The sequence below is a fragment of the Pseudomonas koreensis genome (genome assembly GCF_012986595.1).
Taxonomy (GTDB): Bacteria; Pseudomonadota; Gammaproteobacteria; order Pseudomonadales; family Pseudomonadaceae; genus Aquipseudomonas; species Aquipseudomonas koreensis.
Genome location: NZ_JAAQYM010000001.1, coordinates 267,086 through 282,757 on the forward strand (window position 1 = coordinate 267,086; position 15,672 = coordinate 282,757).

General features: G+C 59.9%; 18 protein-coding genes. 11 read left to right on the forward strand and 7 right to left on the reverse strand.

Annotated elements, in window-relative coordinates; translation table 11 throughout:
• Positions 1-15 precede the first annotated feature (15 nt).
• The 4 genes from HBN98_RS01180 to HBN98_RS01195 all read left to right on the forward strand — a co-directional run bounded on the left by HBN98_RS01180 (position 16) and on the right by HBN98_RS01195 (position 4,185).
• Entirely contained in the window at positions 16-1,518 is a 1,503-nt protein-coding gene (locus HBN98_RS01180; RefSeq protein WP_083366655.1) for a purine-cytosine permease family protein, read from the forward strand.
• A 185-nt stretch (positions 1,519-1,703) separates the two neighbouring features.
• Positions 1,704-3,083: a sodium:solute symporter family protein gene (locus HBN98_RS01185; protein ID WP_064586496.1), complete on the forward strand. Its 1,380-nt coding sequence runs from the start codon at positions 1,704-1,706 to the stop codon at positions 3,081-3,083.
• Positions 3,084-3,167: 84 nt separating this feature from the next.
• The gene (locus HBN98_RS01190) at positions 3,168-3,893 is read left to right on the forward strand and encodes an MBL fold metallo-hydrolase (RefSeq protein ID WP_083366656.1); all 726 of its coding nucleotides are present in this window, start codon (positions 3,168-3,170) and stop codon (positions 3,891-3,893) included.
• A 43-nt stretch (positions 3,894-3,936) separates the two neighbouring features.
• Positions 3,937-4,185, forward strand: a complete 249-nt coding sequence (locus HBN98_RS01195; protein WP_083366657.1) for a phosphopantetheine-containing protein — start codon at positions 3,937-3,939, stop codon at positions 4,183-4,185.
• Between the two features lie 202 nt (positions 4,186-4,387).
• Here HBN98_RS01195 and HBN98_RS27875 read toward each other — a convergent pair whose 3' ends face one another.
• Both HBN98_RS27875 and ptrR read right to left on the reverse strand, forming a co-directional pair.
• Positions 4,388-4,516 (reverse strand): PA1414 family protein, encoded by a 129-nt coding sequence (locus HBN98_RS27875; protein ID WP_257737111.1) that lies wholly within the window; start codon positions 4,514-4,516, stop codon positions 4,388-4,390.
• 142 nt (positions 4,517-4,658) lie between these two features.
• Complete coding sequence (gene ptrR, locus HBN98_RS01200) at positions 4,659-5,552, reverse strand: putrescine utilization regulator PtrR (RefSeq protein ID WP_064586493.1); 894 nt, start codon at positions 5,550-5,552, stop codon at positions 4,659-4,661.
• A gap of 104 nt (positions 5,553-5,656) precedes the next feature.
• Here ptrR and HBN98_RS01205 point away from each other — a divergent pair, with 104 nt between their 5' ends.
• Entirely contained in the window at positions 5,657-6,838 is a 1,182-nt protein-coding gene (locus tag HBN98_RS01205) for an MFS transporter (protein WP_083366658.1), read from the forward strand.
• Here HBN98_RS01205 and HBN98_RS01210 read toward each other — a convergent pair.
• The 3 genes from HBN98_RS01210 to HBN98_RS01220 all read right to left on the reverse strand — a co-directional run bounded on the left by HBN98_RS01210 (position 6,783) and on the right by HBN98_RS01220 (position 9,326).
• Complete coding sequence (locus tag HBN98_RS01210; protein ID WP_064586491.1) at positions 6,783-7,715, reverse strand: DMT family transporter; 933 nt, start codon at positions 7,713-7,715, stop codon at positions 6,783-6,785. The genes HBN98_RS01205 and HBN98_RS01210 overlap by 56 nt on opposite strands.
• A gap of 267 nt (positions 7,716-7,982) precedes the next feature.
• Entirely contained in the window at positions 7,983-8,387 is a 405-nt protein-coding gene (locus HBN98_RS01215) for a DUF2177 family protein (protein ID WP_064586490.1), read from the reverse strand.
• 102 nt (positions 8,388-8,489) lie between these two features.
• Positions 8,490-9,326, reverse strand: a complete 837-nt coding sequence (locus HBN98_RS01220) for a CvfB family protein (RefSeq protein ID WP_083366659.1) — start codon at positions 9,324-9,326, stop codon at positions 8,490-8,492.
• A 341-nt stretch (positions 9,327-9,667) separates the two neighbouring features.
• Here HBN98_RS01220 and HBN98_RS01225 point away from each other — a divergent pair, with 341 nt between their 5' ends.
• The 3 genes from HBN98_RS01225 (at position 9,668) to HBN98_RS01235 (ending at position 11,719) form a co-directional block, all read left to right on the forward strand.
• Positions 9,668-9,856 (forward strand): hypothetical protein, encoded by a 189-nt coding sequence (locus HBN98_RS01225; protein ID WP_016985943.1) that lies wholly within the window; start codon positions 9,668-9,670, stop codon positions 9,854-9,856.
• A gap of 206 nt (positions 9,857-10,062) precedes the next feature.
• Positions 10,063-10,779: a TorF family putative porin gene (locus tag HBN98_RS01230; protein WP_064586488.1), complete on the forward strand. Its 717-nt coding sequence runs from the start codon at positions 10,063-10,065 to the stop codon at positions 10,777-10,779.
• A 70-nt stretch (positions 10,780-10,849) separates the two neighbouring features.
• Positions 10,850-11,719 carry a DUF6279 family lipoprotein gene (locus HBN98_RS01235; RefSeq protein ID WP_083366660.1) on the forward strand — a complete coding sequence of 290 codons (870 nt, stop codon included), beginning with the start codon at positions 10,850-10,852 and terminating at the stop codon, positions 11,717-11,719.
• A gap of 77 nt (positions 11,720-11,796) precedes the next feature.
• On the opposite strand, the gene HBN98_RS01240 is transcribed toward HBN98_RS01235, so the two are convergent.
• Positions 11,797-12,189: a transcriptional regulator gene (locus HBN98_RS01240; RefSeq protein WP_083366661.1), complete on the reverse strand. Its 393-nt coding sequence runs from the start codon at positions 12,187-12,189 to the stop codon at positions 11,797-11,799.
• Between the two features lie 256 nt (positions 12,190-12,445).
• On the opposite strand from HBN98_RS01240, the gene HBN98_RS01245 reads away from it, so the two are divergent.
• From HBN98_RS01245 to HBN98_RS01255, 3 genes are all read left to right on the forward strand, one after another.
• The gene (locus tag HBN98_RS01245; protein ID WP_083366662.1) at positions 12,446-12,721 is read left to right on the forward strand and encodes a hypothetical protein; all 276 of its coding nucleotides are present in this window, start codon (positions 12,446-12,448) and stop codon (positions 12,719-12,721) included.
• Positions 12,722-12,982: 261 nt separating this feature from the next.
• On the forward strand, positions 12,983-13,567 hold the full coding sequence (locus HBN98_RS01250) for a papain-like cysteine protease family protein (protein ID WP_083366663.1): 585 nt from the start codon (positions 12,983-12,985) through the stop codon (positions 13,565-13,567).
• Positions 13,568-13,579: 12 nt separating this feature from the next.
• Positions 13,580-14,179 (forward strand): hypothetical protein, encoded by a 600-nt coding sequence (locus tag HBN98_RS01255; protein WP_083366664.1) that lies wholly within the window; start codon positions 13,580-13,582, stop codon positions 14,177-14,179.
• 61 nt (positions 14,180-14,240) lie between these two features.
• Here HBN98_RS01255 and HBN98_RS01260 read toward each other — a convergent pair whose 3' ends face one another.
• Positions 14,241-15,581 (reverse strand): DEAD/DEAH box helicase, encoded by a 1,341-nt coding sequence (locus tag HBN98_RS01260; protein ID WP_064586482.1) that lies wholly within the window; start codon positions 15,579-15,581, stop codon positions 14,241-14,243.
• Positions 15,582-15,672 lie beyond the last annotated feature (91 nt).

A 15,672-nucleotide genomic window follows, 5' to 3' on the forward strand; every position in this document is an offset into this window, starting at 1 on the left:
TGATCGGAGCAGATCATGAATAACAACAACAACGACCAAAGCCTTACGCAAATTGAAACCCACGGGGTCGAGCAGATCCCGGACCACGAACGCACCGCAGGCCCGACGGATTTGTTCCGGATGATCTTCGGTGGTTCGAACACCTTCGCCACCGCCGTGCTCGGCAGTTTCCCGGTGCTGTTCGGCCTGTCGTTTCAGGCCGGCGTCTGGGCGATTGTTGCGGGCGTGCTGCTGGGCTCGCTGATCCTCGCACCGATGGGCCTGTTCGGGCCGATCAACGGCACCAACAATGCCGTGTCGTCTGGCGCACACTTCGGTGTGCACGGGCGGATCGTCGGTTCGTTCCTGTCGCTGTTGACCGCTATCGCGTTTTTCTCGCTCTCGGTGTGGAGTTCGGGGGATGCGTTGATCGGTGGGGCGAAACGCCTGATCGGGCTGCCGGAAACCGATCTGACCCTGGGCCTGGCCTACGGTCTGTTCGCGATTCTGGTGCTGACCGTGTGCATCTACGGCTTCCGCTTTCTGCTGTGGGTGAACAAGATCGCGGTGTGGAGCGCCAGCCTGTTGTTCCTGCTGGGCATCTTCGCCTTCGCCGGTCCTTTCGACGTCAACTACGCCGGCACGGTGAGCCTCGGTCAACCGGGCTTCTGGGCGGCGTTCATCGGCGCCGCGCTGGTGGCCATGAGCAATCCGATCTCCTTCGGGGCGTTCCTCGGCGACTGGTCGCGCTACATCCCGCGTGACACCTCCAAGCAGCGGATCATGGCGGCGGTGGTGCTGTCGCAGATCGCCACGTTCATCCCGTTCCTGTTCGGCCTGGCCACAGCGACCATCGTCGCGATCAAGGCGCCGGACTACATCGCGGCGAACAATTATGTGGGCGGTCTGCTGGCGGTGTCGCCGAGCTGGTTCTTCCTGCCGGTGTGCCTGATTGCGGTGATTGGCGGCATGTCCACCGGCACCACCTCGCTGTATGGCACCGGGCTGGACATGTCCAGCGTGTTCCCACGGGTGCTGTCGCGGGTCAAGGCGACGCTGCTGATCGGCGTGCTGTCGATTGCCTTCATCTTCATCGGGCGCTTCGCGGCGAACCTGGTGCAGAGCGTGTCGACCTTCGCGGTGCTGATCATCACCTGCACCACCCCGTGGATGGTGATCATGATCATCGGTTTGCTGGTGCGTCGCGGCTTCTATTGCCCGGATGACCTGCAAGTGTTCACTCGCGGCGAACAGGGCGGACGCTACTGGTTCAACCACGGCTGGAACTGGCGTGGCCTGGGCGCGTGGATCCCGAGCGCAGCGGTCGGCCTGTGCTTCGTCAACCTGCCGGGGCAGTTCGTCGGCCCGCTGGGCGAGATGGCCGGCGGTATCGACATCAGCTTGCCGGTGACCCTGGGCCTGGCATCGGTGGTGTACCTGACGTTGCTGAGCCTGTTCCCGGAACCGCGGGACGTGTTCGGCCCGCAGGATGCACGGAGCCAAGTCTCAGAAAAACCTGAACTGCGTCAGGCCGCCTGATCCATAAAGAAAATTTGAAGGATTGAAGTTCTTGTGGCGAGGGAGCTTGCTCCCGCTCGACTGTGCAGCAGTCGCAATGAAGTGATTGGGGCCGCTTCGCGGCCCAGCGGGAGCAAGCTCCCTCGCCACAGAGAAACATTCGATTCAGCGTTCCACATAAAAAAGACAATCGGAGACACGCCATCATGGCTTTGGATTTATTCGTCGTCCTCATCTACGCCGCCGGCATGCTCTTGCTCGGCTACTACGGCATGCGCAAGGCCAAGACCAACGAGGACTTTCTGGTCGCCGGACGTAACCTGGGCCCGAGCCTGTACATGGGCACCATGGCCGCGACTGTGCTCGGTGGCGCGTCCACCGTCGGCACCGTGCGCCTGGGCTACGTGCACGGCATCTCCGGTTTCTGGCTGTGCGCGGCCCTCGGTTGCGGCATCGTCGCGCTGAACCTGTTCCTCGCCAAACCGCTGCTGAAACTGAAGATCTACACCGTTACCCAGGTCCTGGAAAAACGCTACAACCCGATGGCCCGCTCGGCGAGCGCGGCGATCATGCTGGCCTACGCGCTGATGATCGGCGTGACCTCGATCCTGGCGATCGGCACCGTGCTGCAAGTGCTGTTCGGTCTGCCGTTCTGGATCTCGGTGCTGCTCGGCGGTGGCGTGGTGGTGATCTACTCGGCCATCGGCGGCATGTGGTCGCTGACCCTGACCGACATCGTCCAGTTCATCATCAAGACCGTCGGCCTGATGTTCATCCTGTTGCCGATCTGCCTGTACCGCGTTGGCGGCTGGGACGAACTGGTGTTGAAGCTGCCGGCAGCGGCGTTCAACTTCACCACCATCGGCTGGGACACGATCATTACCTACTTCATGATCTACTTCTTCGGCATCCTGATCGGTCAGGACATCTGGCAACGGGTGTTCACCGTCAAGACCGCCAAAGTCGCCCAGTACGCCGGCAGCATCGCGGGCATCTACTGCATACTCTACGGCCTGGCCTGCGCCCTGATCGGCATGGCCGCGCACGTGCTGATCCCGGATCTGGACAACGTCAACAACGCCTTCGCCGCCATCGTCAAACTGTCGCTGCCGGACGGCATCCGGGGTCTGGTGATCGCCGCAGCTCTGGCAGCGATGATGTCCACCGCCAGCGCCGGCCTGCTCGCGGCGGCCACCACCCTGACTGAAGACCTGCTGCCGAAACTGCGCGGCGGTAAACAGTCGAGCTTAGGCATCAACCGCCTGTTCACCCTGCTGACCGGTGTCGTGGTACTGGGCATCGCGCTGGTGGTGAATGACGTGATCAGCGCCCTGACCCTGGCGTACAACCTATTGGTCGGCGGCATGCTGATTCCGCTGATCGGCGCGATCTTCTGGAAACGCGCAACCACCGCCGGCGCCATCGCCAGCATGGGCCTGGGTTTTGCTACCGCGCTGCTGTTCATGTTCAAGGATGGTCTGGATGCCAACACGCCGATCTACTACAGCCTGGCGGTGGGCCTGATCAGCTTTGTGGTGGTCAGCCTGTTCTCGCGTCGCCCGGCGACCGTGGCGAGTGCGATCTAAGCTTTGATGTAACGACTTGATGCTTTCTTCGACGGGTGTGGCGTCGGTTGCCACACCCGTTTTTTTCGTCTGGAGAAAAGTTTAATGAAGATTGTTTCTCGCGATCAGTGGTTCGAAGTGCAAACCCTGAACGATGGCATCCGCCTGATTCACGAGCCGTACATCCGTCCCTTCTACCGCTGCAACCTGTGGCATGTGCAGGGCCGCGACAAAGACTTGTTGCTGGATAGCGGTTCGGGATTGGTCAGCCTGCGCGAGCAGTTGCCGTGGATCACCGAACGGCCTCTGGTGGCTGTCGCCAGCCACTGTCACTTTGACCACATCGCCGGGCATCACGAGTTTGCCGAACGGCTGGTGCACCCGGCCGAAGCGGACATTCTGGCAGCTCCGGATGGTGAGAATGATTTGAGCCGCGCCTTCGTCGGCGACGACATGTTCGACGCGCATCCAGATTGCCCGCTGTGTTACGCCGAATACCGCGTCAAGGCTGCGCCAGCCACTGGATTTGTCGAGGATGGCGACGTGCTGGATCTGGGTAACCGCACCCTGCAGGTGCTGCACACGCCGGGGCATTCGCCGGGCGGCATCAGCCTGTATGAGGCGGCCACCGAAACGTTATTCAGCGGCGACATCATTTACGACGGGCCGCTGATCGAAGACGCCTACCACTCCAATCTGCAGGATTACGCCGCCAGTCTGCGACGCTTGCAGGCGTTGCCAATCCGCACAGTGCATGGCGGACATTTCGGCAGTTTTTCCGGCGGGCATTTGCGTTCAATGATTGACGAATGGTTGCGCAGCCACGCCTGAGGCCTGCTGTACTCAAGCCAGACACCCCTCAGAACGACCTGCCATGAGAAGAGCTGCCGTGCGCGCCGCGGTGCACCGATACATTCGGCGCCTGCTGGAATCCCGCGAATTCAACGACCACACCAGTCTGGTGCAATTAGGCCTGGAGAAGGCGGATATAGAGGATTTGATCTTCCATCTGGAAGATGAATTCGGACTGACGGCGTTTACGGCCGAAGAGGATCACATGCTCAAGACCGCGAAGACCGCGAAGGACCTGAGTCGATTTTTGCTAGAGATTGGACGGCATTGAGAGGATTTGCCAAATACATCCATCAGGGTGAGCTGAAACCCTGCGGCGAGGGAGCTTGCTCCCGCTGGGCTGCGCAGCAGCCCCAAAACCATTCAGCCCGGTTGTGCCAGACGAACCTTGTTCAGTGACGTTACGACTGCTGCGCAGCCGGGCGGGAGCAAGCTCCCTCGCCACAACAAGCGTCACTCACCTGGAGTCGTTCTTACCGGCGCCGTTGTTGACGCCGGCGCTGTTCGTCATCGGTGCGGATCGGTACGGGTTGCATAGGCGGTTCGATCAAGCCGAGGGCAACACCCAAATCGTGCAGCCAGTTCTGAATTTTCTCTTTCATCGTCATGCCCCCTTCAGGGTAGTGCTGAGCGGCCGGAATTCTGAGGCCGCTTCGCACTGATAATAGTCCTAAGTCCTACGCAATGCTCGGCCAAATCCGCAATGATCTGTTACTGAATTGAACAGAATTACGATCGGTTGGTTCACGCCGTCTGCCGGGTTTCATTCGATGCCACGGGATAGAGCGCTTGCTGCTGTTCAATCCAGGCGTTCAGGTTGGCCCCGACCATGCCTTTGCGCCACATGAGCCAGGTTGTCGCACTGGCAAACGGCTCGGCCAACGGGTGCACCGCAACGCTTTCGCGCCCCGGCAGGCTGGCGAGCATCGACTCCGACATCAGCGCCACGCCGCTGCCGGCAATCACGCAGGCGAGCATGCCCTGATAGGACTCGATCTCCATCGCCCGGCCCATCGCCGCCTGATAGTGGACGAACCATGCCTCCAGCCGCGCGCGATAGGCGCAGCCATGGCGGAAGGTGAATACCGCCCTGCCCTCGACCTCCTTGGCGCTGCGGATCGGCGGGTGATCGGCCTCGCTGATCAGCACCAGACGCTCATCACACAGCGGCACGCCGTCGATGCCTGCCAGTTGCGGCGGACCGTCCACCAGCGCCGCGTCGAGGCGGCCGGACACCAGGCCTTCGAGCAACTCGCCGCTGGGCCCCGATTGCACTTGCAGATTCACCGCCGGGTATTGCTTGTGATAACGCGCCAACAGCGCCGGCAAATGGATTGCTGCGGTGCTGTACAGCGTGCCGAGGACAAAATCCCCCGCCGGTTGCCCGCCCATCACCGCCGCACTGGCCTGATCGCGCAAGGCGAACAGTTTGCCGGTGTAGTCCAGCAAGACTTTTCCCGCAGGCGATAACTGCAAACGCTGACGCTCACGGACGAACAGTTCGACGCCCAACTGCTCCTCCAGCTGTTTGAGCCGGGTCGACAGGTTGGACGGCACCCGGTGCAGGCGCTCGGCGGCGCGCGTGATCGAGCCTTCTTCGGCCACGGCCTGAAAGATCCGCAATTGGCTGAACTCCACGACCTTTCTCCATAACAGAACAAGTTACTCACTATTATTCAATTTTAAAGAAAGTCAATCGGTTCTAGCCTGACGGTCATTGCTCCTTCCAAGGAATCCCGACCATGTCGCCCCTGATTCGCTTGTCCGCCTGTTTCGTCGCCCTGATGATGGCCATGGGCATTGGGCGTTTCGCCCTCACCCCGCAAATGCCGCACCTGCTCAGCGAAGGTCAGGTCGATCTGACTGCCGCCGGACTGATCGCGGCCGCCAACTACCTCGGTTACCTGCTGGGAGCGGTGGACGCGATGTTCGCCCACCGTCCGCAACAAGTGCAGCGCCGCTTGTACGGTGGGTTGTGGCTGTGCGTGCTGCTGACCCTGGCGTCGTTCTGGGCCAACGGTTTCTGGTCGCACTTGTTGTTGCGCTTCGGCACCGGAGTGGCGAGTGCCTGGGTGCTGGTGATGATCACCGCATTGAGTCAGCCGCTGGCGGCTGCGGCGGGCCGGCCACGGTTGGGCGCGCTGGTATTCGCCGGACCGGGGCTGGGGATTTTTCTCACAGGGCTGCTGGCACTGGTCTCACATCTGCTGCTGCAGACGTCGGCCACGCTGTGGCTGATCTATGCCGGCGTGGCATTGCTGATGCTGCTGGCGATCGTGCGAATCCTGCCGCAACCGGGCACCCACACGCCGGTCGCCACCCTCAATGGCAGCCACTCCAATCGCGGCATTCCAAGACTGGCGGCGGTGTATGCGCTGTACGGCGTGGGTTACATCATTCCGGCGACGTTCCTCTCGCAGATGGCCAACGCGCAATTTCACGGGCAATGGCAGGCCGATCTGTTCTGGCCGTGCTTCGGCCTTGGTGCGGCCATTGGCGTGCTGCTGGTGAGCCTGCGTCGTCACGACCCGAACACCACGCGGCACTGGCTGACGGCTACGCTTTGGCTGCAGGCGCTCGGGGTCTTTGCGTGCCTGCTGGGCAGCGGTTATGGCCTGGCGCTGGGCGTGATGCTCTGCGGCATGCCGTTCCTGGCCTGCATGCAACTGGTGATGCAACGTTCGCGGGAACTGGCGCCGCACACCACCCAGCGCAACGCCGGCCTGCTGACTGCGTGCTTCGCCGTCGGTCAGCTCAGCGGTCCGCTGCTGGCAGCGCTGAGCAGCCATTTCAGCGGCGGTCTGCAACTGGCGCTGGTGATCGCCGGCAGCGGCTTGCTGATTGCCGGCGGGTTGGCCCTGCAATCGTCTACTGCTGGCCGAGCAGTTTGCGCAAACGCCGACGCACCCACTGCTCAGCGCTGACAAAGGTGATGCCGAGCAACACCAGCACCGCGCCGATGACGAAGTTCAGGCTCAATTCTTCACCGAGCAGCACCACGCCGAAGGTGACGCCGAACAACGGCGTCATGAATGAAAACACCGCCAGATTGGCCGCCAGATAGCGGCGCAACAGCCAGAACCAGGTCAGGTAACTGAAGAACGACACCACCAGCCCCTGGAACAACACGCTGGCCACCGCCACGGTGGTCAGGCTGACGTGAGTGATCTGGCCGCTGAACAACGCGATCAACAGCAGGCCGACGAAGCCGACGATCAACTGATAAAACAGGGTCAAGGTCACCGGCGCTTCCGACAGTCGCGAGGCGCGCACCACAACCGTGGTCGCGCCCCAACAGGCGCCGGCAATAACCCCAAACGCGTCGCCCAGCAGCATGCGCCGGTCGAGGTTGTCCCACGACACGCCGCCAGCGAAGGCAATGGCGATGCCGATGAACGCGAGGAAGATCCCCAGCCATTGCACCGGCCGCAGACGCTCGCTGGCCAGCAGAAAATGCACGCCAAGCGCGGTGAAAATCGGTGCGGTGTAGAGGAACACCGACATGTGCGCGGCGGTGGTCAGTTGCAGGCCTTCGGCGATGAAGAAGAACTCCAGGCCGAACAGCGCTCCCGCCAGCAACCCGCCGCGCCAGGTATTGCCGACCTGATCCCAGCCGCCCTTCCAGCACAGCAGCAAGCCGACCAGCAGCGCGGAAATCCCCGAGCGCCCGGCCGCCTGCATCACTGGCGCTATGTCCGGCGCGGCCCATTTGATCATCACCTGCTGCACGCCCCAGATCAGGCACAGGCCGATCATCACCTGCAACGCAAAACCGTCGGCATTGCGCCGCTCGACACTCACCGCAACACCTCGAACACACACAACATGGCAGCCATCCAATGGGCAAAAATCAGTGTCGGGGATTATCAATCAGTCAGGCAGAAAAAGCCGTCTGAAAAAGACTCTGGAGGCGTCAGTAATGTCACCGGGGAATGGCGGATGGCTGCGCCATCCATCGCGAGCAGGCTCGCTCCCACAGGATTCGGCGTCGAGCTCGGAATTTGCGCACGACATCGGTCCCTGTGGGAGCGGGCTTGCCCGCGAAGAGGCCGGCACTTTCAACAAAAACTACAGACCAGACCTGTCCAGTCGCTTCGCCGCCAGGAAGCCGACAGTACACGCCACAGCCGTGGCGAACGTCCCCCACGCCCAATCCATCAACGACACCTGCACCGACCAGCCGCGCAACGTCGCCCAATTGGTCAGGTCATACGTGCCGTACGCCACCAGCCCCAACAACGCGCCCAGGCGTGCCGCGCGTTGCCAGCTCAGCGCCGGCAAGACCACAAATTGCACGCAACCAACAACGTACAGGCAATAAAAAACCGCTGCCGGTAACAGCAGCGGTTTTTCCAGCATCAGCGAACCGAGCAGTTCGCGGTAGGTCGGCGCCATCAACACGCCGAGCCAGATACCGTCGAGCAACAGAAACGCCAGCAGAGTGGCGATGTAGGCGATCAGCGCTTTTTTCATTTGCGAACCCTCATGTAGGCACTGCCGCAGGCTGCGATCTTTTGATCTTCAAAAGCAAAAGATCACAGCCTGCGGCAGCTCCTACATGGGGCCGGCGTTCACTCAGGTTAGTTCAATGCGATCAGCATGAATGACAATCTTGCCATCCTTGTACAACGAACCGATGGCCTTCTTGAAGTTGCCTTTGCTGACGCCAAACAGGCTGCTGATCAACGCTGGATCACTCTTGTCGCTGACCGCCAGCGTGCCATTGTTGTCGCGCAACTTGGCGAGGATCTTCGAACTCAGGCTGCTGGCCGCTTCCTGACCCACCGGTTGCAGGCTGAGGCTGATCTTGCCGTCGGCGCGCACTTCCTTGATGAAACCCTTCTCACGCATGCCGGAACGCATGAACTTGAAGATCTCGTTCTTGTGGATCAAGCCCCAATGCTTGTTGTTGATGATCGCCTTGAAGCCCATGTCGGTGGCTTCGGCCACCAGCAGATCGACTTCCTCGCAGGGGCTGTAGTTCGCCGGCGTCTTGTCGAGGTAGCGATCCAGGCGCGCAGTGGCGGTGATGCGTCGCGTGTGTTTGTCGAGATAGACGTGCACCACGCAGTATTCGCCGGCGGTCATCTGACGCTTTTCTTCGGAATACGGCAGCAACAGATCTTTCGGCAGCCCCCAATCGAGGAACACGCCGATGCTGTTGACTTCAACAACTTTCAGACTGGCAAATTCGCCGACCTGAACTTTCGGTTTTTCAGTGGTCGCGAGAAGTTTGTCTTCGCTGTCCAGATAAATAAATACGTTGAGCCAGTCTTCATCTTCGCTGGGAATATCTTTAGGGATATAACGGTTGGGCAAAAGAATTTCGCCATCGGCACCGCCGTCCAGATATAAACCGAAGTTAGTGTGTTTAACCACTTGCAAACTGTTGTAACGCCCGACTAAAGCCATTTTCCAAAACCCTCATTGCGTGGCGGCATTCTACCCGGTTTTGCCGCAAACGTCGGGCGCGAGAGCCGCCCGTTCGGGAAAATCTGCACGAGGCCTTGATTTTCCTTGGTTGCGGATGCGACGAGGTGCCGCTCGTCAGTCCAGCGCAGACGCTGACAGCGCAACATCACAGTGCCACAACCCATAAATGTTCTTATTTAAAACAGCAGGTTAGGGAGATATTTCGAATAATTAAGCGAACATGATCCACCCACCCGCTCAGTTATTCCCGGAGATATTTATCAAGCAATTGTCAAGTTATTCCTGTACGATGCCTGGCCGAGTTACTTTTCTACAGGTTAATGGCCGCCATGCGTGTAAAAGCATCCACCAGCAAAGCAAAGCCAGCTCCAGCCGTTGAAACCAGCGAATCGATCAACGATCAGATCGCAGCGTTTCTCAAGTCCGGCGGTGAAATCCAGCAAATTGCCAAAGGCGTCAGCGGCCAGACGTTTGGTCCGTCCAAGCAGATCAGCCTGGGCAAAAAGTAACACCGGTAATACACCCGTCCTGAGACGCTTTGAGCTTCGAAGCGTCTGGACTGGCACCCGCGCAACCCCCTCTATTTTGTTTAATCAATCTTTTGAAAATCGACGAACGGCCATCATCGCCGAGCATTCGCCGGTATCCTTGCACGCGTCTGGATCAAGCGTTTCAGCAGGCTCAAGCCCTGCCCTCGCTGTTCATGGAGTGACGCATGCTCAAATCTTCCTGTTTATTGCTTGTAGGCCTGCTGGCCTGTTCGACGGCGCACGCGCAGATTTTCCAGCGCGAGCTCGGTGACTTCGACCTCAAACTCGGGACTACGCCGAGCCGCAGCATGGCCCAGGGCCTGGTCAAGCCAGCGGCAGTCGGCTCGTTCCACGGCGGCCTCGACCTCAGCCACGACAGCGGCCTGTATGTCGGCCAGTACGCACCGAGCATGGGCCTCACGCCGGGCAAGAACCTCGAAATCGACTCCTACGTCGGCTTCAAACAACCTTTCGATCAGACCCTCGGCTACGAAGTCGGGATGATCCACTACAGCTACCCCAAAGTGGACACGCTTGACAGCCAGGAGCTGTTCGGCGGCCTGACCCTGCTCGGCAGCCGCTTCGGTGTGGCCGTCAGCAACGACCCGGACAAACAGAACAACACACTGTTCGCCGACCTTGGCGGCAATCAGCCGTTCGGCATCGGGATCAGCATGAAATACACCACCCACCAACTGAACACACCTGTGTCGGTAGACGGTGGTTATGTCAGCAGCTTTACCGATTGGTCGGTGAAATTTTCCCGGCCGTTCATGGGTGTCGACCTCGACCTGATCTACAGCAACTCCAACCTCAGCGGCAGTGATTGCTCGGCCTACTCGGGACACAACAGTCAGTGTGACGGCCTGGTGACGCTGAAGGCCGAACGCGCGTTCTATTGATCGGCTGAACTGCCGGGAGCCTCCTGCGTTCACATAAGAATCAGACGTCAGGCCTCGCAAGGATTCGCTCATGTCTCGCTGGTTCAAACACCTCGCCACCCTGCTGATCTTCACTCTCGCCCTTGGCGCCTGTAGCCGTGTCGGCCTGGCCTACCGTAACCTCGACGTGATCATTCCGTGGACGCTCGGCGACTACCTGGACATGACCGGCGAGCAAAAAGACTGGTTCAACGAGCGCCTCAAGGAACACCTGAACTGGCACTGCACCACGCAATTGCCGGGCTACCTCGACTGGCTGGATCGCTTGCAAAGCATGGTCGAAACCAATCAGGTGACCGACGCGGCGCTGCAGGCGCGAACCACGGAAGCGAAAAAAGCCATCGCCGAAACCGCACGCCAGATCACGCCATCGGCCATCGAATTGCTGCAAGGGTTGGACGACAAACAGGTGGCGGAAATGAATGACGCGTTCGCCAAGGACCTGCGCAAACGTGAGAAGGAATACGTCAAACCGCCCTTGGCGCAGCAGATTGCCGAACGCGGTGCGCGCATGGACAAGCGCCTGACCGACTGGCTTGGCCCGTTGAGCGTCACTCAGGAACAACGGGTGATGGCCTGGTCGACCGCGCTGGGCGATCAGAACACCCAATGGATCGCCAACCGCGCGCACTGGCAGCAGCAATTCAGCAACGCCGTAGCCCAGCGCAAGAGTGCAGAATTCCCACAACGGATCGAGACGCTTCTGGTCAACCGCGAGCGTTTATGGACACCGGATTACCAGAAGGCCTACGCCAACACCGAGGCGCAGGCGCGTGCGCTGGCGGTTGATCTGATGGCCGAGAGTACGCCACAGCAGCGTCAGCGGTTGTTGAAGAAGATTGAGGGTGTGCGCAAGGACTTCAATGATTTGAAATGTCTGAAGGCAGCAAAGCAGGAATAGAAGATCAAAAGATCGCAGCCTTCGGCAGCTCCTACACAAATCCTGTAGGAGCTGCCGAAGGCTGCGATCTTTGGTTTTCAGGCAATTTGCGCTTTAGAAGCCACCTCATCAAACGTCGTCTCATCCAGCGCATCTTCCTGCTCATCCAGCACTTGGCGTGGATGATCGTTGCCGGGAATGCTGCTGTCGATCAGGCTCAACAGGCTTGAGCCGCGTGGCGTCAGAATAAAATTGTTGCCGGTGCTGCCTTCATGGTCCGGACGCGGTTCGATATATCCACGGGCCAGCAGCAATTTTTCGTATTCACAGGCCACCGTTTTCAGGTGATCCAGATTCTCGATCGGCTCGCCCGCACTGGCTTTCTCGGCCGCATAGTCCTCGGCATATTTTCGAGGGGCGAAACTTTCGCCAGCACTGTTCTGCACTTCATGCAGCAAGCGTTCAATCAAATCCCAGTTATAAGTCGTCATCCTGATTCAACCTCCGGTGCGCGTGATTTTGGACGCTGTCATAGGTTGTGACCCGAGCGTGCCGCAGCCGTTCAGCCGCATTTCACGCCGCGACCGACCGGCGGTCCCGTGGTTTTTGTCAGGGGTCAACCCGGCTTCAACCGACTCCTCTGCCACAGATGCTCTCAAGCCGGTCATCGCTAACCTGACTGAACTTTTCGCTGCTCCAAGGCCTCCACCGATTAACCCGCCTTAACCGGAACGGAGGCCCGCCCCCATGAAAACCCTGCTCAAGCTCACCCTCGCCGCCACCCTCGCCTGTGCCCTGCCCGCATGGGCCTGCACACCCGAGGAAGCCACCGCCAAACGTGAACAACTGGCCAAGGAAGTCGCCAAGCTCACCGAGCAGAACCCCACCAAGGCCAAGGAGATCAATGCCGAGTTGCAGAAAATGGACTTGGGTACGGCCAGCGCCGATCTGCCGGACAAATGCCAGTTGATCGATCAGCGCTTGAAAGAATTGGGGACGGCTGAGAAAAAAGCCGAGAGCTAAAAGCAAGATCAAAAGATCGCAGCCTGCGGCAGCTCTTACACCGAACCCTGTAGGAGCTGCCGCAGGCTGCGATCTTTTGATCTTGAAAATGCATAAATGCATTTATTTACTTGCACAAACGCATAACCGAGCTAAGGTTACATCGAGCAAGGAGATCGGCACCGTTCATCGCAGATGAAAACCGTTAACCACCGATTGCTCGGCAATACCGCAACACAATCACAAGCTGGACGCTTGTTTTCATTCATGGAGGACTGAAAAATGTTAACCCATCAAGCAACATCGTTTACCGGCGAGAGCCTGCCAAGGTGCCTCGTCGGCCACCTGCTCGACCCGCAACTGGTCGAGGTTGAAGCCACCGCGCAAACCGCTGCGCTGGCCGCTGCCAACCTCAACTTCACCATGCAGAAACAAACCCAGACCAACTGGTGCTGGGCCGCCGTATCCGCTTCGGTCGGCAACTACTACGGCACCGGGTCCTGGACCCAGTGCGGTGTCGCCAGCACCCAACTGGACCGCAATTGCTGCAGTCAGCCGGGGCCGTGCAACGTCTACGGCTATCTGGATTCGGCCCTGCAAACCACCCGCAGCTACAACGGCATGAATCAGGGCTCGCTGCAGATGTCGGCCATCCAGAACCAGATCAACATGGGTCGCCCGGTCGGCCTGCGTTGCGCCTGGTACGGCGGCGGTGCGCACTTCCTGGTGATCTACGGCACCAACGGCAACTACGTGCTGGTCGCCGACTCGATCTACGGTTACTCGACCCGTGCGCTGAACGCGTTCCCCGGTTCGTACAACGGCGGCGGCAACTGGACTCACACTTACTTCACCGTGAAAAACTAGGAGGGCGACATCATGCAACTGACTTATCCAAAGGCGCCTTCCAACGGCGTACAAACGTTGCGTCCGGTGCTGCAAGCCGCGCTGCAAAACCAGGGCTTCGGTATCAACCGCCAGTTCGCCAACGCGACGCCGGCCAAAATCAGCCTCAGCGAAGCCTATCGCGGCTACTCGCTGACACTCGACGATTTGAGCCAGGGCAAGGGGCTGAAAGATGCACGCCTCGGTGACTGGCATTACCTGGTGTTTGCCGACGGCGTGACCATTGCCGATGCGCAACTGGCCGAGGTTCGCGGCCACGTCGAGTTCGCTTCGCTGAACCACGGCAGCCGCGCCGCCGACACCGTGGGCGCGTTGAAACTGGCGGAACAGGCGCCGCAACTGCAGGGTAAAACCGTCGAATTACGCGTGCTGTTTGTTTCGGCCCTGCACGTCGTGGCGATCTGGCTGCATGCGGACGGCGAGGATGTGCTGATCCCGATCGAGCCGACGCCAAAAGAGTTGGGCGGCTCGCGGCTGTACAGCGAAACGGCGCTGCTCGCGCTGCTCAAACCAGCGGCAGATCGCGCCAAGCAACGGTTTGACGCGGACACCAGCGGACAACTGGGAAGCTGACAAACGCTGCGCATAAAAAAACCCGGACACTGTCCGGGTTTTTTATTGGTCGCGAAACGCTTTACTCAGCCGCAGGCTCGGCCGGCTTGCGGCGCTTGAGCGGGGCCATGCCATCGGCGCTCACCAGAGAATCCGGCTTCGGACGGTTGGCGCTCTTGCGCTTGGTCGGGGTCTTGGCGGCGGTTTTCTTCTTGTCGCCCTTAGCGTCGGTCTTTTTCTTCTTCACGCCGACAGCTTTGCCCGAGGCCTTGACCTTTTTCGGCCCGCCGTAGGTGCCTTTGACTTCCTTGATGGTGCGACGCTCGAAGCTTTGCTTCAGGTAGCGCTCGATGCTCGACATCAGGTTCCAGTCGCCGTGACAGATCAGCGAGATCGCCAGACCGTCGTTGCCGGCGCGGCCGGTACGACCGATGCGGTGCACGTATTCGTCGCCGCTGCGGGGCATGTCGAAGTTGATCACCAGGTCCAGGCCATCAACGTCCAGACCACGGGCCGCCACGTCAGTCGCCACCAGAATCTTCACGCCGCCCTGCTTCAGCCGGTCGATCGCCAGTTTGCGATCCTTCTGGTCTTTCTCGCCGTGCAGCACGAACGCCTTGTATTCCTGAGCCACGAGGCGACCGTAGATGCGGTCGGCCATGGCGCGGGTGTTAGTGAAGACGATGGCCTTCTGGTAGGTCTCGTTGGCCAGCAGCCAGTTCACGATCTGTTCTTTGTGCTGGTTGTGGTCGGCAGTGATGATCTGCTGACGGGTGGTCGAGTTCAGCTGGCTGACCGCGTTGAGCTGCAGGTGCTCAGGGTTGTTCAGCACCTTGGCGATCATCTCGCGCAGGCCGGAACCGCCGGTGGTGGCGGAGAACAACATGGTCTGCTGACGGTTCGGGCATTCATCGACCAGACGCTGTACGTCTTCGGCGAAACCCATGTCGAGCATGCGGTCGGCTTCATCGAGCACCAGCACTTCGACTTCTTTCAGGTCGAGGTTGCCGGCGTTGAGTTGCTCGATCATCCGGCCCGGGGTGCCGATCAGGATGTCCGGCACCTTGCGCAGCATCGCAGCCTGGACCTTGAAGTCTTCACCGCCGGTGATCAGACCGGACTTGATGAAGGTGAACTGCGAGAAGCGTTCAACTTCTTTCAGGGTCTGCTGGGCCAGTTCGCGGGTCGGCAGCAGAATCAGGGTCTTGATGCTGACGCGAACCTTGGCCGGGCCGATCAGGCGGTTGAGGATCGGCAGTACGAAAGCGGCGGTTTTGCCGCTACCGGTTTGCGCTGTCACCCGCAGATCACGCCCTTGGAGCGCCAGCGGAATGGCCGCGGCTTGCACAGGCGTTGGCTCGACAAATTTCAGCTCGGCCACAGCTTTAAGCAGGCGTTCGTGCAGGGCGAATTGGGAAAACACGGGTGCTACCTCGAAGATATGCAAAAAAACAGCTGCATAGGTTACCGGTTTCGAGCGCTCAGGCCGAGTTTCTTTATACAAACGGACGTAA